This is a genomic window from Gilliamella sp. W8128 (assembly GCF_016100545.1).
GTDB lineage: Bacteria > Pseudomonadota > Gammaproteobacteria > Enterobacterales > Orbaceae > Gilliamella > Gilliamella apis.
In genome coordinates this window covers 36,281-56,347 of sequence record NZ_JACFSE010000007.1, presented here as the reverse complement: position 1 = coordinate 56,347, position 20,067 = coordinate 36,281, and the positions used below count along the sequence as shown (strand labels likewise).

The window sequence follows — 20,067 nt, the reverse complement described above, 5'->3', positions numbered from 1 at the left end:
GAATACAACACTTCTTTTTGCAGTTAGATATCTTGATCCATATTTAATGCTGGTTTATCACAGTCAGGACAACCAACGATTTTAGCTGGAACACCTGCCACAGTAGTATGTTCTGGTACAGGCTCTAGAACGACTGAACCGGCACCAATTTTAGCACCTTTACCAATTTCAATATTCCCTAATATTGTCGAATGGGCACCAATCATAACGCCTTCACGAATTTTCGGATGACGATCGCCATTTTCTTTACCGGTGCCCCCTAAGGTGACTGATTGTAGGATAGAGACATCATTTTCAATCACTACCGTTTCACCAATGACAATACCTGTTGCATGGTCAAACATAACACCACAACCAATTTGGGCTGCTGGATGAATATCAACGCCAAAAACAATGGCAATTTGGCTCTGTAAGAAGGTTGCTAATGATTTACGATCTTGTTTCCAAAGCCAGTGTGCAATTCGATAAGCTTGTAATGAAAGGAATCCTTTATAATAGAGCAATGGCGTTGAATAGTAATTAGTGGCTGGGTCACGAACGTACACAGCAAGAATATCGGTAATGGCGGCATGGATAATATTATCATCAGCCTGATAAGCTTGTCTGGCTATCTCGCGGATTTCAATTGCAGGTACAACTTGGGTGGCAAGTTTATTGGCTAAAATGTAACTTAAGGCACTACCTAGATTTTCATGATTAAGTAACGTTGCATGGAAATAACTCGCTAACATTGGTTCACTTTCAACTAGCTTCGATGCTTCTTGTCGAATTGTTTGCCACAACATAGCTGGTTTAACAAATTTTTTGCTTGTATTCATGCCAAATACCTATATAGATTTAAACATTAGTCATAATATTTAGTATTGTTTCGCAAACAATGGATAGACGCAAGCTTTAATAGACAAACAGATGATAATTTGTGAAATGGGAACCGACTGTTCCCATTTTTATTCAATTATTGAGTTATTATTGATTATTTGCTTGTTTATTATCACTTAAAGTAAATATCGCGATGCATGAAATGATTAGCACGATACTAGCAAGTATATAAAAAGTCGTTGAATAACCATGATTATCAAATAATTTACCCACAGGTTTTGACAACACAATAACCCCTAAATTTGATGAAATATTAAAACCAACCAAATAAAGTGTTGCTGAAAGTCTGGCATCGAAATTAGCTACAATATATTTGAACATTGCCAAAATAAATAGTGGAATTTCAATTGCATGAAATAGTTTGACCAAAGAGATTAGATAGACATTATCTAAGCTTGCTGATAAACCTATTCGACAAATCATAACTAATGCCGCCACTAATAGTGATTTTTTAGCTCCCAATTTATTAATAAAATAAGGTGCAATAATCATACAACTTGCTTCAAGAAAAACTTGGAATGAATTTAAATAACCATAAATTTTATAACCGGTTTCCTCTTTTTCGAAAAAACTGGTGTAAAAATTCGGAAATAGCTGTTGATCATAAATGGTATAAAAACTGAAAGTACCAATAATAAAGACAACAAATAGCCAAAATTTACGAAGAGCAAAAAGTGATAATATTTCACTGATTGTAGGAATATTTGGCTTCGGTACTATTATTTGCGGTGTGTTATTGCTTACCGATAATTTTTGTGTAGGTTTAAAAAATAAATTGATGATGAAATAGATAGCTGCGACGCCAGAAGCGAGCCAAAAGTTAATATGTGGATCAATGCCAAATGAAAGACCAGCAACAAGAGTCGCAGCAGCATAGCCAAATGAGCCCCAAAATCTTGCTGGGCCAAATTCAAAGTTACATAAACGACTTATCCGCTCGATAAATGAGTCAATTAAGGCACTGCCAGATATAAAGCCTGCACTTAATACCGGTGCTCCGATACAAACACCTAATATAAAATCCTGCCTTAATAGAGGTTCATAAACATAAATCAAAAAAGGGCCAATCAGTATCATCATGATACTTTGAAAAGTAACAACCGCTTTTCCTATCTGTAATTTATCTTGAATGAAACCGTAAAAGATCATAAAAAACATGGCTGCAGCAGAATTAGCTGCATACACAACCCCTAGTTGTTCTCCGGATAATCCAATTTTGCTTTTAAGCCAAATCGCATAAAAAGACCACCAAAGCGACCATGCAGCATAAAAGGTAATAAGATAGCCTGATGAGAACCAATAATTTTTATTTTTTATCATATCTATATTCATTTTTTAGTCTCTTCTATTTGGTAGTTTAACGTTAACATGTTAATGTTAACATTATGGTCATAATTGAAATAAAATAGATACAATCAGATCTCATAAATGTTACTTTCCTCACACTTTTTATCATTTTTATTTGTGGTATCATCACACTAACTAAATATTAATTATTTTTATGCTGAGTAAAAGGATCCAACTATGGCTTCACTAAAGGATGTGGCTAAACTGGCATCTGTTTCATTGATGACAGTGTCTAGAGCGATTAATAATCCTGAAAAATTAAATAAACAAACTTATAAAAAAGTGAAGAAAGCTATTGAAGAATTGAATTATGTGCCCGATTTATCGGCACGTAAAATTCGAGGTGATAATTCAGGACCACATGCTATTGGTGTGCTGGCATTAGAAACGGCAACGACACCATTTTCAGTTGAATTACTTCAGGCAATAGAAAAAACGGCACAGCAACATGGTTGGAATACATTTATTGTCAATTTATTTGATGATAAAGATGCTGATCATGCGATTAATACGCTTTTATCTTATCGGCCTAATGGTATTATTTATACCACAATGGGATTAAGAAAAGTTGAACTACCTGAAAAACTATTAGGTAAGAATCTAGTATTAGCCAATTGTATTAGTGATTCAGAACAACTTGCTTGTTACATTCCTGATGATTATTCTGGTCAGTATCAAGCCATGCAAAACGTGATCAACAAAGGCTATAAAAAACCACTCTGCATCTATTTATCAGAAAATACCTTAGCTGGTAAAATTAGACGTAAAGCGGTTGAACAAGCATGGCTAGATGCAGGTAATGATTTAGCGGATATCACAAGCTATCATACGTCTATATCCCCTGATAATCTTGCGTTAGAGTATATGATGACGGTAGAGATCTTAGCAAAACATTGTATTAAAAAACCTGATTTTGACGTATTGATCTGCGGTAATGATCGCATAGCTTTTGTTGCATATCAATTTTTACTTAGCAAAGGGTTTCATATACCGAAGGATATCGCCGTTCTTGGCTATGATAATATGGTTGGCACTGGTGAGCTTTTTTATCCTGCACTGACTACCGTGCAATTACCTCATTACGAAATAGGACAAGCTGCTGCCTTACATATCATTAATGGCCTAAGCGAAAAAAATGTCACGCATATCCCATCGCCTTATTTAGCACGAGAATCTGTCTAGAGTAAAAAAACCACCATAATATGGTGGTTTTTATTGTCAATTATTGATAAATAGATTTTAATTGCCAGCTTTCTAATTTGCTAATTCTTGCTTGTCCATTTTCAGCAAATAAATTAATTAAACGTGTAGCTGGTAATTTTGGATAAATACGGCTTGAAAGACTATATAAATCTTTGTTGACGAAAACCTCGACTGATGATGCATCCACAAAAATATGCAATGTTACTTTTTTGTTTTTTGGTAATGGCACGCTGCGATAACCTTTTAAATCGAGTCCAGAAAGGCTTCGATCAAGAACCAGTCGATTAGATTGCAAGTCAATATACAATAATGTAGCTTGTTTACCATCTGAGGTGGCAGCGAGTTGTAAGCCAAAACGTTCGGCATTACTATTGGCTAAATCAATTTCAACATTAACTTCACAACTAATTGACTCGATATCGGTATTTTTTAATTCATTATTTAATGTGATATTGGTTAATAATTGCGGTTTTTCTCGCAAAGCTTCAAGTTCTTTTACTGGTCGGTTACGAACTTTGTTTTGGCGGTCTAGTATTAATTCACGTGGTAAAGTAAAAACCCCCATCCATTTATCGTGTTTACTTGGCATTTTTGACTCCCACATATCCATCCATGCAAATACAATTCGGCGACCATCAGCGGCAAGAAATGATTGTGGTGCATAAAAATCATGACCAAAATCCATCTCTTGGAATGATTTAATGACGGTAAATGGTTTACCAGGTTGCCAATCACCAACAATATAACCTGACTGGAATCGATTACGATATTGATAACCTTTAGCGTGCATGCCTTGTGGTGAAAACATCAAGATCCATTTATCACCCAATGGGAAAAAGTCAGGACATTCAAGCATATAAACATTAGGATCAATATCACTGATAAGTACTTGATCAAATATCCAATCTTTTAAGTCAGTTGAGCGATAAAGCAATACTTGCCCGATGTCATTGGCTTCTCGTTGCCCAACCACCATCCACCATTTTCCTTGTTGTTGCCAAACTTTAGGATCACGAAAATGCATAATCCCTTCTTTTGGTGTCAGCACAGTACCATGTTTTTCGAAATGAATACCATCTTTACTGGTAGCAAGACATTGGGTTTCACGAATATGTTCATCATTGCCTTGACCATTTAGCCAGATATGACCAGTGTAAATTAAGCACAGTTCACCATTATTATCTACCGCTGAACCAGAGAAACAACCGCTTTGGTCATAATCATGATCGGGTGCAATAGCAATAGGTAATCTTCGCCATGTAATCAGATCATCACTTACTGCATGACCCCAATGCATAGGCCCCCAATTTTCATCATAAGGATGATGTTGGTAAAAGGCATGATATTGCCCTTTATAATAAACTAATCCATTGGGATCGTTCATCCAGCCAGCTGGTGGTGCTAAATGAAAATGAGGGTAATACTGTTTATTTATTTGTTGTTCTAGTTTTTCTACAGCTTGGTTTGCTTTATCAATTGCAGTATTCATAACATTACCTTCGTTCAAATTGAGTTAAGTTAATATAATTACATACTACCTCAAAATATTTGTTAACGTTAACCTATAATAAAATAAACGTTAATTTATGTGATACTAGTCACATATTTTTAACGTTAACAATGATTTTTTTTATAAATGTTTTAGTTTATTATTAATATTGATTATCAGCATATCAATTAATTAGTCATTAATTAACTAATTTAATCGAAAAGTATAGTGCAATAACATTAATCGTGTTACATACATTCAATCCCTTTTAACAATAATATGAGTGACAAAATGAAAAATACAAAAGTATGGTCTCTTGGTGATGCCGTTATTGACTTATTGCCATTTGGTGAAATGAACTATCGAGCTTGTGCTGGCGGGGCTCCCGCGAATGTTGCCATTGCGATAGCTAAGTTAGGGCTACCATCGGCTTTTATTGGTCGAGTTGGTAATGATCCATTTGGCCACTTTATGGAAAAAACTTTTTGTGAACATCATGTTGATTGTCAAAGTCTTGAAAAGGACGATGAGCATAGAACGAGTACAGTGGTAGTTGATTTAGGAGACAATGGTGAACGCAGTTTCACTTTTCTTGTTTCGCCTTCAGCTGATCAATTTTTATCTGAACAAGCATTGCCGGATTTTAATCAGGACATTTTACATTTTTGTTCTTTGGCGTTAGTTGGCACAACCTGTCGACAAACATTAAAAACAGCTATTGAAAAACTGACTGCCAAAAATGGCTTAATTAGCTTTGATATTAATTTGCGCGAACAAATGTGGCAGGATAAAAATGAAATGCGCACTATTATTACCCAATTTTGTCACGATGCAGATATTCTTAAACTTTCAGATGAAGAGCTATTCTGGTTAACGGAAAGTCAAGATTGGCATGTAGCACTTAATAAACTGCAACAACATTATAATGCACCACTTAAATTAATCACTAAAGGTAAAGACGGTAGTATTGTGTTATGGCAAGGTAAAACGTTTAGTTTTGACTCTTTCCACGTTAATAGTATTGATACAACAGGCGCAGGCGATGCGTTTGTTGCTGGATTACTTAGTAGTATTGCTTCATCGGGAATGCCGGAAGATAAATTAATGTTAGAAAGTATGATGACGATAGCCAGCGCTTGTGGGGCATTGGCTACTACTAAAAAAGGCGCATTAACAGCATTACCGGATAGTGCATTTTTACAATCCTTTATTAGTGATAACCCAGCGCTAATTGCTAAACAAATGGTGTAAATAATGACAGAAAAACAAAAAATGCTAACAGGACTACTTTATGATCCTAGTATCGATGAACTTGAAAATGAACGGCTTTATGCCCAAGATATCTGTTTTCAGTTAAATTAACTTTTGTATAGCAAAAAGGCATAGCAATCCTTTTATGTAAACAATTTAAAGTTAAAATAGTTGACAATGTAATGCTATGTATTATGATGCACACAGATTTATTTTGATTCTTAAAAGGATTTTCTATGTCATTAAATGGCATTCGCCATGACTGGGTATTGTCTGAAGTAATGGATATTTTTCAGTTACCTTTCAATGATCTTATTTTCAAAGCACAAACCATACATCGACAATATTTTGATGCGAATAAAGTACAGGTGTCTACTCTGCTATCAATAAAGACAGGTGCTTGTCCTGAAGATTGTAAATATTGTCCTCAGTCTATCCACCATGATACTGGCTTAGAAAAAGAAAAATTACTTGAAGTACAAAGAGTAATTGAAGAAGCTAAAGCCGCCAAAGCTGTAGGGGCTACACGTTTTTGTATGGGGGCTGCTTGGAAGCATCCAACAAATCGCGATATGCCTTATCTCTTGGAGATGGTAAAAGGCGTCAAAACTCTGGGGATGGAAACCTGCATGACTCTGGGGCAACTATCCCAACTACAGGCTTACGCATTAGCCGATGCAGGTTTAGATTTTTATAATCATAATTTAGATACTTCACCTGAGTTTTACCAGCAAATAATTACTACTCGTACATACAGTGAGCGTTTACAAACATTGGCTTATGTAAGAGAAGCTGGTATTAAAATTTGCTCGGGTGGTATTTTGGGTATGGGGGAAACTTTAAAAGATCGAGCCAATTTATTGATACAACTTGCTAATTTAGACCAACACCCAGAAAGTGTTCCCATTAATAATTTAGTCAAGGTTAAAGGTACCCCGTTAGCAAATGAAAAAGATATTGAACCATTTGATTTTATTAGAATGCTAGCTGTCACTCGTATTATGATGCCTAAATCTTATATACGCTTGTCAGCAGGAAGAGAACAAATGAATGAGCAAATGCAAGCACTGGCTTTTTTAGCCGGTGCTAATTCAATATTTTATGGTGATAAGCTATTAACTACATCTAATCCGCAAGTCGATAAAGATAATGCTTTATTTTTTAAATTAGGCATTAATCCAGAAAAGATCCAAGATTATAGCGATGAGGTACATAAGGCTGCTATTGTGCAAGCAATTAGTGAGCAAGCGCAAAATAATCAATCTGGCGATAATTCTTAAGATTTAAATATAAGAACATTAATCTTAACTTTTTGGCCGATTGCTATAAGTTTGCGCAGGTTTGTCTTGCCCACAGATCGATAGCAAATACGTCTTCAATCGTGGTTGGTTCAGGAAAATCAAGTGTTTCTAAAACTGTTGCTACCTGTTTAGCAATATCCATAAAGCCGATTTTATTTTGTAAAAAAGCCGCTACCGCCATTTCATTAGCCGCATTGAGTGCCGTTGTTGCTGCTTGTCCTTGATTGAATGCCTCAATAGCTAACTTTAAACAAGGATAACGGTTAAAATCGGGTTGAGAAAAAGTCAGTGATGAAATTTGCGTAAAATCTAATGCCGGCACGCTTGATGCAATTCTATCTGGATAAGACATTGCATAAGCAATTGGTGTACACATATCTGGAATGCCGAGCTCGGCAATCACACTGCCATCTTGGTAACGAACCATCGAATGTATAATTGATTGAGGATGAATGATAATTTCCATCTCTTCTTCACTGGCATTAAACAGCCAACGAGCTTCAATATATTCTAGTCCTTTATTCATCATGGTAGCTGAATCGACAGAGATTTTCTTACCCATTGACCAATTAGGATGAGCAACCGCTTGTTCAGGCGTAACTGTGGTTAATTGATTTAACGGTAAATCTCGAAATGGTCCTCCTGAACCGGTTAGGACAATTTTGGTGATGCCATAATCGGCTAAATTAGCAAATCCTAAATTTTGTTGAACTTCTGATGGGAGGCTCTGAAAGATTGCATTGTGCTCACTATCAACTGGTAATAACTGTGCTCTATATTGTTTAACTGCCTGCATAAATAAATGGCCACAAGTTACCAAAGATTCTTTATTCGCTAACAAAATCCGTTTGCCTTTTTTAATGGCGGCAAGGGTAGGTTTTAATCCTGCAGCCCCGACTATAGCTGCCATTACCATATCTACTTCAGTAAGCTCTGCTAAATCGCATATAGCTTGTTGACCATGAAATACTTCAATATTTAATTTTAGGTCTACGAGATTTTTTCTAAGTTGCTGTGCTGCTTCTTCATCAGCCATTGCGACATAATTTGGCCTAAATTCCAAACATTGTTCAGTCATTTTGCCAACATTTTGCCCACCAGTTAAAGCAAATGCTTTAAATAAATCTGGATTTTGTCGAATAATGGCCAAAGTGCTGCAACCTATTGAACCTGTTGAGCCTAAAATTGTGATATTTTTCATATTAGTAAATTAAACTTATGTTGATTTCATTAAAAAAAGAGACAAATTTTTCATCGGGCAGTTTATCAGTAATTATCTGATCGAACAAAGTCAATTCACTAATAAATGCCGGCTTTATTTGATTAAATTTAGTATGATCGGCAATCAATATTTTTTGCGCTGATTTTTTCATTGCTTGTTGCTTCATATCTAATTCTTCAAAATGATAACAGGTTACCCCTTGTTGCAAATCGATACCAGCAGCTGAAATAAATGCTTTATTCGGACATATAGAATCTAATTGATTGTGCTGATTTACACTTGTGAAGATAGCATTATTGAGTTGATAATGACCGCCACATAAAATAATTTTACATTTCGGTTTATGTTGTAGTGCCAATAAACTATTTAATGAATAACAGATAGCAGTAAATGCAATATCATTATCTATTGCATTAATGATAAAAGGCATGGTGGTGCCACAATCAAAAAATATTGTATCGTTTTCATTGATAAATTGACTAACAAGTTTTGCAATATAAGCTTTTTCTTCAACTTGCTTATCCTGCTGATCTGAAATGAAATACTTTGCGATTGAATGACGGTCTTCATTGACAATATAGCCACCTAAGACAATTAATGAGGAGGGGTAATTGTTAAGATCACGCCTGATAGTCATTTCTGACACGGCTAATTGTTCAGCCGCTGCTTTTAGGTGGATCTTGTCAGTGTTTTTTAGGATTTCAAGGAGTTCATTTATTCTTTTTTGTGGTTGAGTTTCCATTGTTTTTCCTAAATAACAATAAGCTACATAATATATATGTAACTTATTGTTATGATTGATTAGTAATTGCTAGATGATGTACTGTTACCTGAAACGATTGCAATACCAGCACTTGCGCCTAAACGATTTGCACCAGCTTGAACCATTTTTTCGGCAGTCATACGATCACGAATACCACCAGACGCTTTTACGCCCATATTTTCACCGACTGTTTCACGCATTAATTTTACATCTTCAACTGTTGCGCCAGAAGTACTAAAGCCAGTAGATGTTTTGACAAAAGCAACGCCAATATCTTTACAAATTGTACAAACTTTAACAATTTCTTCTTTGGTTAATAAGCAAGTTTCTAAAATAACTTTTAATGGTACTGAACCGCAGGCTTTGAATACCGCTTCGATATCATTTTTAACTGCATCCCAATTATTGCTTTTTAGCCAACCGACATTGATTACCATGTCAATTTCTTCTGCACCAGCTTTAACAGCCATTTCTGTTTCATAAGCTTTAGCTGACGTAAGCATAGCACCAAGTGGAAAACCGACTACTGAACATACTTTTACATCACTACCTTTTAATAACTCTGCCACTAAAGGTACATAGCCAGAATTAACGCACACAGAATAAAAATGATATTCTTTTGCTTCATCACAGAGTTTTCGAATCTGATCTTCAGTCGCATTCATCGCTAATAAAGTATGATCAATATACTTTGCATAATCCATAAGGGTTTCCTTAAATTTTTTATTAATGTTAAATCTAGTTAATTTTGTTAATCTGTAAATAGTAATGTTATAAAAATAACAAATATAACCAAATAATGTTACTTTAATAACATTATATCGCTAATTTGTGAGAATTTGAAATATAACAACTGCTATTAATATGTTAAAGAAATAAATAAAAACGCCCAATTTAATAAAATTGGGCGTCAAAATGGTATTTATGAATTTTTGAAATAGATTAGAATTCCATTAATTCTTTCTCTTTCTCAGCAAGTACCGCATCTAATTTTTTAATGGCAGCATCAGTAGCTTTTTGAATTAAGTCTTGTGATTTACGTTCATCATCTTCAGAAATTTCTTTATCTTTCAATAATGCTTTGATTTGATCATTGGCATCACGACGGATATTTCGGATCGATACACGGCCTTGCTCTGCCTCACCACGAACAATTTTAGTTAAATCACGACGGCGCTCTTCAGTAAGCGGTGGTAACGGAACTCGAATAACGGTACCCGCTGATGCCGGATTTAATCCTAAATCTGAAGTTAAAATTGCTTTTTCAATTAATGGTGTTAATGATTTATCAAATACTGTAATTGCAAGGGTTCTTGCATCTTCAGCAACTATATTGGCTAATTGACGAAGTGGTGTTGGGCTACCATAATACTCAACCATAATGCCATCTAATAAACTTGGCGATGCACGACCAGTTCTAATTTTAGAAATATGATTCTGAAACGCATCAATACTTTTTTCCATGCGCTCTTGCGCTTCTTTTTGAATCTCATTTAGCATAATAAAAAACCTTTTTAAATAAATAAGACTAGCAGCTAACTGTAGCCTGATTATTGATTAATGTTCCTTCTGATTCGCCTAGAATGACGCGACGTAATGCCCCCGGTTTATTCATATTAAACACACAAATTGGTAAATTATGATCACGTGCTAATGTAAATGCGGCTAAATCCATCACTTTTAATTCATCATCTAACACTTTCTCGTAATTAAGTGTTTTATAAAGTGTTGCATTAGGATCTTTTACGGGATCGGCTGAATAAACACCATCAACTTTGGTTGCTTTTAAAACCACATCAGCTTCAATTTCAATACCTCGTAAACAGGCTGCTGAGTCAGTTGTGAAAAATGGGTTACCGGTTCCAGCCGAAAGGATAACGACCTTACCATGTTTAAGCAAGCTGATTGCTTCAGTCCAGCGATAATCATCACAAACGCCGTTTAATGGAATTGCCGACATCAAACGGGCATTAACTTCAATTCGGTGCAATGCATCACGCATAGCAAGACCGTTCATTACTGTGGCAAGCATACCCATATGGTCACCAACAACACGGTTCATGCCTGCTTTAGCAAGTCCTGCACCACGAAATAGATTACCACCCCCAATAACAACAGCAACCTGAACTCCCATGTCGATAAGTTCTTTAATTTCTTGAGCCATACGATCAAGAACGGTTGGATCAATACCAAAACCTTCATCACCTTGCAGCGCTTCACCACTAAGTTTGAGAAGGATACGTTTATAGAAAGGGGTTACCATATGAAGTCTCACTATTTCGTTATTTAATTACTTAAAAAGCTAGCATAACTAGCTGGCAATCATTTTAAAATATTTTGTGGATAAACAAAACCGCCATGAAGGCGGTTTTGATAAAACAATTAAGATTGTTTCGACATCGCAGCCACTTCTGCTGCAAAATCAACTTCGACTTTTTCGATACCTTCACCCACTTCAAAGCGGATAAATGATGCAACAGTCGCTTTTTTCTCAGTAAGTAAATCACCAACTGTTTTGCTTGGATCCATTACAAATGGTTGACCAGTAAGTGATACTTCACCAGTGAATTTACGCATACGGCCTTCAACCATTTTTTCTGCGATTTCACGAGGTTTACCAGATTGCATTGCAATATCAATTTGAATATTACGTTCATGCTCAACCACATCTGCAGGTACATCGCTAGGGTCAACATATTCTGGTTTGCTTGCGGCAATGTGCATTGCAATGTGTTTAACTAATTCTTCATCACAACCACTGTTAGCTGCAACTAAAACACCAATACGTGCACCGTGTTGATAACTACCAACTACATCGCCAGTAATTTGTTGAACACGACGGATGCCGATGTTTTCACCAATTTTAGCAACTAATGCAGTACGTTCTTCTTCAAATTTTGCTTGTAAAGCTGCAATATCAGTGATTTTATCATTTAAAGCAGCTGTTGCTACTTTATCACTGAATTCTAAGAAACCAGCATCTTTAGCAACAAAGTCAGTTTCACAGTTAATTTCTAAAATAACACCAACTTTTTTATCTGCTGAAATTTTAGAAATAATTACACCTTCAGCTGCTACACGACCTGCTTTTTTAGCTGCTTTGGCTTGACCTGATTTACGCATGTTGTCGATAGCAAGATCGATATCACCATTTGCTTCAACTAATGCTTTTTTACATTCCATCATACCTGCGCCAGTTCTTTCGCGCAGTTCTTTTACCATAGAAGCGGTAACTTCAGCCATTTTAAAATCCTCTATTTAACCATTATGATGATTTTCATTAGAATGGGTCGACGATATTATCGACCCTGAAAATATTTGAGTTTATTATTCTGCTGCTGGAGCTTCTTCAACAAAGCTTTCTTCAGATACTGGAGATTGGTTTTGTTCACGACCTGAACGTACTGCTTCAGCAACTGCATTTGCATATAATTGAATTGCACGGATTGCGTCATCATTACCAGGAACAATGTAATCAATACCATCTGGATCTGAGTTAGTATCAACAACAGCAATGACTGGAATACCTAAATTGTTAGCTTCTTTGATTGCGATATGTTCATGGTCTGCACCAATAACAAAAATCACATCGGGTAAGCCACCCATATTTTTAATTCCACCCAAGCTATTTTCTAATTTAGCCATTTCACGAGCACGCATAAGTGCTTCTTTCTTGGTTAATTTATCAAATGTACCATCATTAGCTTGTGTTTCTAAATCTTTTAAACGTTTGATTGATTGACGTACTGTTTTCCAGTTAGTCAACATACCACCTAACCAACGGTGATTAACGTAGTATTGTCCACAGCTTTCTGCTGCTTGTTTAATTGCTTCACTTGCAGCACGTTTTGTACCAACAAATAAAATTTTACCTTTACGCGCAGCAACTTTGTTTAATTCAGCTAATGCTTCATTGAACATTGGTACTGTTTTTTCAAGATTGATGATGTGAACTTTGTTACGAGCACCAAAAATAAATGGTTTCATTTTTGGGTTCCAATAACGAGTTTGGTGTCCAAAGTGTACACCTGCTTGTAACATATCGCGCATTGATACTGTAGTCATGATTTCCTCATTTTTACGTTGGGGTTATGCCTCCACATATCCGCTTTATCCGACCTTATTACTTTAAGTAAAAGGCACCCCGGCAAAGAGTAATGATATGTGTGTGTTATAACGTTAATTAATTATTAAATTTTATGCTGATGTTTCATTATTATTTTCGATAAAAATAATCTGAAATATAGCGCGCGTTTTATACCACATTTAAATTAAGATTACCAGAAGTATTTATTTTTATAGGTGATGAAATATTAGTTTTTTATTAAAGGTTGTGGATTTGGTCTGGAAAAATAACGATATAAGCTAACAAAGTCAATTTATTAGCTTATATTAAAAAAGTTGCATGTTGCTTTAAATCATTAAGCCTTTTTAACAAAACAAGCTTTAAGCATTACTTTCATGCCATCGATTTTACAATCAATTTCGTGGTCACCGTCTACTAGACGAATGCCTTTAGCTTTAGCCCCTTTTTTGAGGACGGTTGATGAGCCTTTTAATTTTAAATCTTTAATCAAAATAATATCATCGCCATCAACTAACAAATTACCATTGCTATCTTTAACTTGTAATTCATCGGTTGTCGAAGTTTCTTGATTTGGATCCCATTCGTGTGCACATTCCGGACAAACATAAAAAGTACCATCGTGGTAAGTGTGTTCAGATTGGCAAGCCGGGCAATTAGGTATAGATTCCATAGTTTTTCATTAATCCAAATTAAATAAAATGATGTCCACTATAGCAAAAAAAGACTATTTAGTCATGATATTCAGCTATACCTAATAGTTTTTTATTATTTCGGTTTGACACTATAGATAGCAATGTAATTAAGGTATTTTTTATTTTTTCTAAATGTTTTAAACATTTTGATAAATTGTGGTCGATTTTGTTTATGTAATGCATTACCAACAATTTTGATTGCACCAAAAAATCCTTCATCGGTAATCATACCTCGTGGTGACATTAACGTCATAGCGGCATGTTCTGATTTTATATTGATAAATCCTATAGTTGAAAAAAGATTAATCCATTCATCATGACTCATAGGCTGTGCATTAACATTGATCGCATTATGAATTTGTGCCGTGACGTCTTGAGAGTTTTCTGGATTTACTAACATAATGTCATGCGTTAATAATTTTCCACCTGGTTTTAATACTCGAAAATACTCGCTGAGTAAGCGAGCTTTCGCTTTGTCTGCATACATGGTTAACATCGCTTCATTAATTACAATATCAAAGCTGTTATCAGCGAAAGGTAATTTGGAAGCGTCGGCTTGTTGTATATCGACTAACTGACTAACATTATTTTTTATAACATTTTGTTTGGCTTTCTCTAATGCCATTTTATCCATGTCGATACCAATAATATGGCATTTAAATCGCTTAGCTATTTCGATAGAGGTCGTACCCATATTGCATGCGATCTCTAACACTTGGCTTTGTGGCGTAAATTCTGCTTGTTTAAATAACCATTCTGTAGCTTTCTTTCCGCCTGGTCTTAAACGTGTTTTACCGAGACGGGCCAAAAATTTATGGCCGGCTTCTTTTTTAATTTGTTCCATTGTCTATCCTTAGTTTAATTAGTCTTTAATGTGATTTCTCTCAACATAATTAATAGCATTTTTGCTGGTATTGGTGCTTCAACAGCATGAGGGATATTAGCTGGCATTTTTACTATCGTTCCTGGTTCAGCTTTAACTGGTTTGCCATCAATAATTAAATTTAATTGCCCTTCTATGACCATAACGATCGCATCAAATGGTGCACTATGTTCAGAGAGCCCTTGTCCTTTATCAAAAGCAAATAAGGTTAAGTTACCACCAGATGTTTTAGCTAATACTCGACTAGCAATACCTTGCTCCGTTTGTTTAATTAATGAAGCTAAATTTAGTTCTTGTGCTGGAGGAATAGTATTATTTGGCATAAGATGCTCCTGTTTTTCAGTAAGTGCAAAACAAAATATAATTGTTATTTTGGTCAATGCTTATGATATAGGTTATAAGTGGTTAAATTATTATTGTTAAAAAACATTATATTTCATATGGTTATTGATAATTAATAATAAGGCTTTATTTATTGAAATAAGAATTATTATCAATTATATTGAAGTCATTCTAAAGTTATTATTAGGCAATCCCTATGACATTTGTCAAAAATATACCAACTCAAGATGAGATTTTAACTTGGTTAAATAATGTAAAAATGTTTGATGGGCTAACCACTGATGCATTAATACCAATTCTTGAAAATGCTAGTTATATGGAATTTAGTACCGGTGAGCTAATTAGTTATGAAGGTATGCCTTTTTCTGGTTGTTCGTTGGTTCTTGCTGGTAAAGTTGAGGTATTTAGAAATACTTATTTAGGTGAAGAAAAAGTTTTTGGGATTTTTTCGCCTTATGAATTAGTTGCCATTGCTGCAGTGTTTATGCCTCATAATCGCTTTCCCATGACAATTCGAGCAAAAACTAATTGCTCATTATTATTACTTGAAAAAAATAGCGTATTACAAGTTTGTATGAATAATCCTATTGTTATGCAACGCTTGTTAGTGCAATTTAGTACTAAACTATACGAACAAATTAATAACATCGATTGGTTAACATCCAGTTCGGCAGAACAGCGTTTAGCTGCTTATATTTTATCGTTATCTTCGAAACAAGATACAAGTTTTGTGTTACCAATATCACGCAGTCAATTGGCAACTAAGCTCGGTATCCGTTATGAAACGTTAAGCCGACTAATTTCTAGTTGGCGTAAACAAAAAATAATTGAAATTAAATTGAATCAGGTAACAATTTTAAAGAGAACCTATCTTCACCAGCTTACGCTTCCTTCACAACGTTCATTTTAAGTAGCTGTATCTGACAGCATTACTGTCAGATACACTTTTTTAGAAGTGATAAACAAGCCCACTATTGAGATTGAATCCCATAGCTGGGAATAAAGTATTTTCCTGTTTTGATTTTACTACATCATTAGCAACCGAGGCGGTAGCATAATGTTTGTTGGTTAGGTTATCTGCAGTTAAATAAGCCGACCAACCATTAGGATTTTGATAATTAATTTTAAAGCCTAAAGCTACATATTTATCTCGGTATTGAACATTCATATTATTGGCATGATCAACCGGCGTATTAGTTGGGGACCAGTGAATATTTGGGCCAAGTGTCCAGTTATCATATTTATATAAAATTTCTGCAGTAATCGTATTTCTTGGGATGCCGGCAATATAATTACGATTATATTCGCCACCCATAAAACGAAAATCGTTATACGTCCAAGCTAGACGATATTCAATATCGCCAGAAATAAAAACTGAAGGTATTAGTCCTTTTAGGCCTGCTTCTATCCCTTGATGACGTGTTTTGGCGCCATAATTAAATACCCCTATTGCCGTTCCACTTGTGTCGTAAGTGGTAATATATTCATCTTTAATGATGCTTCTATATAAAGCAATATCCCAGTTTAATTCTTGGGTTATCTTACCATTACCACCAATTTCAGCAGTAATGCCTTTTTGACGATTTAATTTGTTAATTTTGGCTTTCATGCCATCGCTAGTAATAATTTCACGAAAGGATGCGGGTTCGTTACTGGTACTTAAATTGGCATAAAATCGCGTATCATTTGTTTGATTCCAAATTACCCCTAATTTAGGTGACCAAAATGTCCATGCTTGATCAAGGGCGTTTTTATTGTGCCGCGCATCAACCTCTCGTTTGGCATGCGTGATTTTAGTATCTAAATTGAGTTGCCATTCATTGTTGATTTGCCATGAGGAACCAATGGATCCATATACGTTTTCTGCGGTAGCATCATATTTTCCCAGTGAACGTTTATTCATTTTGGTATGACGTCGATTCATCAATAATTGACGATCAAGATTGGTTTTATCCCATGCTAGAGCTGATCGATAGCTAAAATTATCAAAGGTCATATTATAAGTTAATTGACTACCAATAGTGTTACTATCACTTAAAACATAATCGGTTGGCGTAACAAAATTATCATGTGTACGCTGATACCATAATCCTAGCTCAATCGCTTGGTTATCTAGGGTCCAATTTGCGCGGTTAGCAATACGCCCCTGTTGAACATTACGATGCGGATCTCGCATTTGCACAACTTTAAAAATACTCGTTGGATCACTTTTGCTTTTACGTTGCGATAAAGGTCCTGGAATATCAAAACGTAAATCTGTCCAACTTAACCATGTTCTATTTTCAAAGTTTTCATTACTATAACCAAAGTTAGATCGAACTGTTTTCCGTTGCGAGGTTGAATGATCTCGATAACCATCAAAATGGTCATAAGATAGGCTAATGCGACCATCCATATCATCACCGCTATGACCTAATGCTATTTGCGCGGCTTCTCGACCAAATGCTCCATATTCATAACGAGCACTACCAAGTTCATCTTTTCCTGTGTAGGAGATGAAATTCAATTCTCCACCTAAACTATTAGCTTGAGGATGAGTATTATTGGCTCCACGGTAGACTGAAATTAACCGAGCTTCACGCATATCTAAGGTACTAATATGGAAATCACCATCAGCATCCGTGATAGGTAGCCCATCTTGTAATAGTAAGACACCTCGTGATAGCGGGGCACTTTGCACTCCGGAGCCACGAATGTTTAATCTTGGTTGATCTGTACCGCCAAAAAAGTTTTGAATAATAATTCCAGGTTGATAATCAAGCGCATCTTGTAGTGTGGATAATCTATTTTCCTGTTCTGGAATGATTAAGTTAGTTGCCCCAGCAGTTTGTTTCTGTTTAACTTGTTCCTGCTGAAAAGTCGGAGACAATGAATTTTTTCTATTATCACTATCATTAGGGGTAACAATAATTGTATCATGACTTGTCTCGGCTAATGCATAACCGCTAAACATCATAGGCGAATAGAATAGGGTTAATATACTTATTTGAATAACTTTATTTTTTCTGCACATAACATCTCACTTCTCATTCGATTTAATGATAATGATTATTATTTACACAAAAAATAAGAAACACTATGACATTTGTCAAATATAACAAAAAATAAACAATAAAAGTTTAAGGAATAGATTATCTCAGACTTTTGTCAATCAAGAATAATAGTATAAATTATTTTTCTTAGTTGCTTTTTCTTAGTTTTGGTAATGCCTTTAGCAGCTATATATAGCTGCATCTTCACTGATATCGCCTTTAGCTTGATACCTAGGTCTAAATAGGTTAATTAACCTGTTTAATTCGTTTAGTTAAATATTGAGGACAATAAAAAAGGTGCACAGAGTGCACCTTTTTGGAACTGATAAGAGCATTTAACATGCTCTTTAGTTACGCTCAAATTATTTGATAACTTTAGCAACAACACCAGCACCAACAGTACGACCACCTTCACGGATAGCGAAACGTAAACCGTCTGCCATTGCGATTGGGTGAATTAATGATACTGTCATTTTGATGTTATCACCTGGCATTACCATTTCTACGCCTTCTGGTAATTCAATAGTACCTGTTACGTCTGTTGTACGGAAGTAGAACTGTGGACGGTAACCTTTGAAGAATGGAGTATGACGACCACCTTCATCTTTACTTAGAATATACACTTCTGATTCGAAATCTGTATGTGGAGTGATTGAACCTGGTTTTGCTAATACTTGACCACGTTCGATTTCTTCACGTTTTGTACCACGTAATAATACACCTACGTTCTCACCAGCACGACCTTCGTCTAGTAATTTACGGAACATTTCAACACCAGTACAAGTTGTTTTAGTTGTTGGTTTGATACCAACGATTTCAACTTCTTCACCAACTTTGATTACACCGCGCTCTACACGACCTGTTACTACTGTACCACGGCCTGAGATTGAGAATACGTCTTCGATTGGTAATAAGAATGGTTTATCAATGTCACGCTCTGGTTCTGGAATGTAGCTGTCTAATGCTTCTGCTAATTCTACAATTTTGTCTTCCCATGCTGCATCGCCTTCTAACGCTTTAAGCGCTGAACCACGAATTACTGGTGTATCGTCACCTGGGAAATCATATTGAGATAGAAGTTCACGTACTTCCATTTCAACTAATTCTAATAACTCTTCATCATCAACCATATCACATTTGTTTAAGAATACGATGATGTAAGGTACACCTACTTGACGACCTAAAAGAATGTGCTCACGAGTTTGTGGCATTGGACCATCAGTTGCTGCTACTACTAAGATAGCGCCGTCCATTTGTGCCGCACCAGTGATCATGTTTTTAACATAGTCAGCATGGCCTGGGCAGTCTACGTGTGCGTAGTGACGAGTTGGTGTATCGTATTCAACGTGTGAAGTATTGATGGTGATACCACGAGCTTTTTCTTCTGGTGCGTTATCGATTTGATCGAATGCACGAGCTTGACCACCGTATTTTTTAGATAATACTGATGTGATCGCTGCAGTTAAAGTTGTTTTACCATGGTCAACGTGGCCGATTGTACCAACGTTAACGTGGGGTTTTGTACGTTCAAATTTTTCTTTAGACATCTTAATGTTCCTTTATTAAATCACTTCCC

The 20,067-nt window shown here is 35.6% G+C and carries 20 protein-coding genes; 5 read left to right on the top strand and 15 right to left on the bottom strand.

What is annotated here, in order from left to right; all coding sequences use genetic code 11:
• Window positions 1–23: 23 nt before the first annotated feature.
• Both cysE and H3U97_RS08430 read right to left on the bottom strand, forming a co-directional pair.
• On the bottom strand, window positions 24–785 hold the full coding sequence (gene cysE, locus H3U97_RS08435; RefSeq protein WP_065579143.1) for a serine O-acetyltransferase: 762 nt from the start codon (window positions 783–785) through the stop codon (window positions 24–26).
• Between the two features lie 181 nt (window positions 786–966).
• Complete coding sequence (locus tag H3U97_RS08430) at window positions 967–2,211, bottom strand: oligosaccharide MFS transporter (protein ID WP_065579122.1); 1,245 nt, start codon at window positions 2,209–2,211, stop codon at window positions 967–969.
• Between the two features lie 192 nt (window positions 2,212–2,403).
• Here H3U97_RS08430 and H3U97_RS08425 point away from each other — a divergent pair, with 192 nt between their 5' ends.
• Window positions 2,404–3,408, top strand: a complete 1,005-nt coding sequence (locus tag H3U97_RS08425) for a LacI family DNA-binding transcriptional regulator (RefSeq protein ID WP_086360769.1) — start codon at window positions 2,404–2,406, stop codon at window positions 3,406–3,408.
• Between the two features lie 40 nt (window positions 3,409–3,448).
• Here H3U97_RS08425 and H3U97_RS08420 read toward each other — a convergent pair whose 3' ends face one another.
• The gene (locus H3U97_RS08420; protein ID WP_065652055.1) at window positions 3,449–4,918 is read right to left on the bottom strand and encodes a glycoside hydrolase family 32 protein; all 1,470 of its coding nucleotides are present in this window, start codon (window positions 4,916–4,918) and stop codon (window positions 3,449–3,451) included.
• A 291-nt stretch (window positions 4,919–5,209) separates the two neighbouring features.
• Here H3U97_RS08420 and H3U97_RS08415 point away from each other — a divergent pair, with 291 nt between their 5' ends.
• The 3 genes from H3U97_RS08415 to bioB all read left to right on the top strand — a co-directional run bounded on the left by H3U97_RS08415 (window position 5,210) and on the right by bioB (window position 7,449).
• Window positions 5,210–6,169, top strand: coding sequence for an aminoimidazole riboside kinase (locus H3U97_RS08415; protein ID WP_065613721.1), 960 nt, complete (start codon window positions 5,210–5,212; stop codon window positions 6,167–6,169).
• Between the two features lie 3 nt (window positions 6,170–6,172).
• On the top strand, window positions 6,173–6,280 hold the full coding sequence (locus H3U97_RS08410; RefSeq protein WP_198198704.1) for a maltose acetyltransferase domain-containing protein: 108 nt from the start codon (window positions 6,173–6,175) through the stop codon (window positions 6,278–6,280).
• Window positions 6,281–6,405: 125 nt separating this feature from the next.
• On the top strand, window positions 6,406–7,449 hold the full coding sequence (gene bioB / locus H3U97_RS08405; protein WP_198198703.1) for a biotin synthase BioB: 1,044 nt from the start codon (window positions 6,406–6,408) through the stop codon (window positions 7,447–7,449).
• 43 nt (window positions 7,450–7,492) lie between these two features.
• Here bioB and ispC read toward each other — a convergent pair whose 3' ends face one another.
• From ispC to H3U97_RS08355, 10 genes are all read right to left on the bottom strand, one after another.
• Complete coding sequence (gene ispC, locus H3U97_RS08400) at window positions 7,493–8,671, bottom strand: 1-deoxy-D-xylulose-5-phosphate reductoisomerase (protein ID WP_198198702.1); 1,179 nt, start codon at window positions 8,669–8,671, stop codon at window positions 7,493–7,495.
• A 1-nt stretch (window position 8,672) separates the two neighbouring features.
• Window positions 8,673–9,434, bottom strand: coding sequence for a DNA-binding transcriptional repressor DeoR (deoR, locus tag H3U97_RS08395; RefSeq protein WP_198198701.1), 762 nt, complete (start codon window positions 9,432–9,434; stop codon window positions 8,673–8,675).
• A 59-nt stretch (window positions 9,435–9,493) separates the two neighbouring features.
• Window positions 9,494–10,159 carry a deoxyribose-phosphate aldolase gene (deoC, locus tag H3U97_RS08390; protein WP_065579129.1) on the bottom strand — a complete coding sequence of 222 codons (666 nt, stop codon included), beginning with the start codon at window positions 10,157–10,159 and terminating at the stop codon, window positions 9,494–9,496.
• Window positions 10,160–10,397: 238 nt separating this feature from the next.
• Window positions 10,398–10,955 (bottom strand): ribosome recycling factor, encoded by a 558-nt coding sequence (frr, locus tag H3U97_RS08385; protein ID WP_065579130.1) that lies wholly within the window; start codon window positions 10,953–10,955, stop codon window positions 10,398–10,400.
• Between the two features lie 28 nt (window positions 10,956–10,983).
• Entirely contained in the window at window positions 10,984–11,718 is a 735-nt protein-coding gene (gene pyrH, locus H3U97_RS08380; protein WP_065579131.1) for a UMP kinase, read from the bottom strand.
• A gap of 119 nt (window positions 11,719–11,837) precedes the next feature.
• Entirely contained in the window at window positions 11,838–12,698 is an 861-nt protein-coding gene (gene tsf, locus H3U97_RS08375; RefSeq protein WP_065579132.1) for a translation elongation factor Ts, read from the bottom strand.
• An 84-nt stretch (window positions 12,699–12,782) separates the two neighbouring features.
• Window positions 12,783–13,520, bottom strand: a complete 738-nt coding sequence (gene rpsB, locus H3U97_RS08370) for a 30S ribosomal protein S2 (protein ID WP_065579133.1) — start codon at window positions 13,518–13,520, stop codon at window positions 12,783–12,785.
• Window positions 13,521–13,876: 356 nt separating this feature from the next.
• Window positions 13,877–14,212 carry a zinc ribbon domain-containing protein YjdM gene (locus H3U97_RS08365; protein WP_065579134.1) on the bottom strand — a complete coding sequence of 112 codons (336 nt, stop codon included), beginning with the start codon at window positions 14,210–14,212 and terminating at the stop codon, window positions 13,877–13,879.
• Window positions 14,213–14,307: 95 nt separating this feature from the next.
• The gene (locus H3U97_RS08360) at window positions 14,308–15,078 is read right to left on the bottom strand and encodes a class I SAM-dependent methyltransferase (RefSeq protein WP_198198700.1); all 771 of its coding nucleotides are present in this window, start codon (window positions 15,076–15,078) and stop codon (window positions 14,308–14,310) included.
• Window positions 15,079–15,092: 14 nt separating this feature from the next.
• On the bottom strand, window positions 15,093–15,440 hold the full coding sequence (locus H3U97_RS08355) for a cupin domain-containing protein (RefSeq protein WP_065579136.1): 348 nt from the start codon (window positions 15,438–15,440) through the stop codon (window positions 15,093–15,095).
• Between the two features lie 215 nt (window positions 15,441–15,655).
• Here H3U97_RS08355 and H3U97_RS08350 point away from each other — a divergent pair, with 215 nt between their 5' ends.
• Window positions 15,656–16,369 (top strand): Crp/Fnr family transcriptional regulator, encoded by a 714-nt coding sequence (locus tag H3U97_RS08350; protein WP_086321046.1) that lies wholly within the window; start codon window positions 15,656–15,658, stop codon window positions 16,367–16,369.
• 39 nt (window positions 16,370–16,408) lie between these two features.
• Here the strand turns inward: H3U97_RS08350 and H3U97_RS08345 are convergent, their stop codons facing one another.
• Together H3U97_RS08345 and tuf are read right to left on the bottom strand one after the other, a co-directional pair.
• Window positions 16,409–18,472 (bottom strand): TonB-dependent receptor domain-containing protein, encoded by a 2,064-nt coding sequence (locus H3U97_RS08345; RefSeq protein ID WP_198198699.1) that lies wholly within the window; start codon window positions 18,470–18,472, stop codon window positions 16,409–16,411.
• A gap of 381 nt (window positions 18,473–18,853) precedes the next feature.
• Window positions 18,854–20,038: an elongation factor Tu gene (gene tuf, locus H3U97_RS08340; protein WP_034900851.1), complete on the bottom strand. Its 1,185-nt coding sequence runs from the start codon at window positions 20,036–20,038 to the stop codon at window positions 18,854–18,856.
• Window positions 20,039–20,067 lie beyond the last annotated feature (29 nt).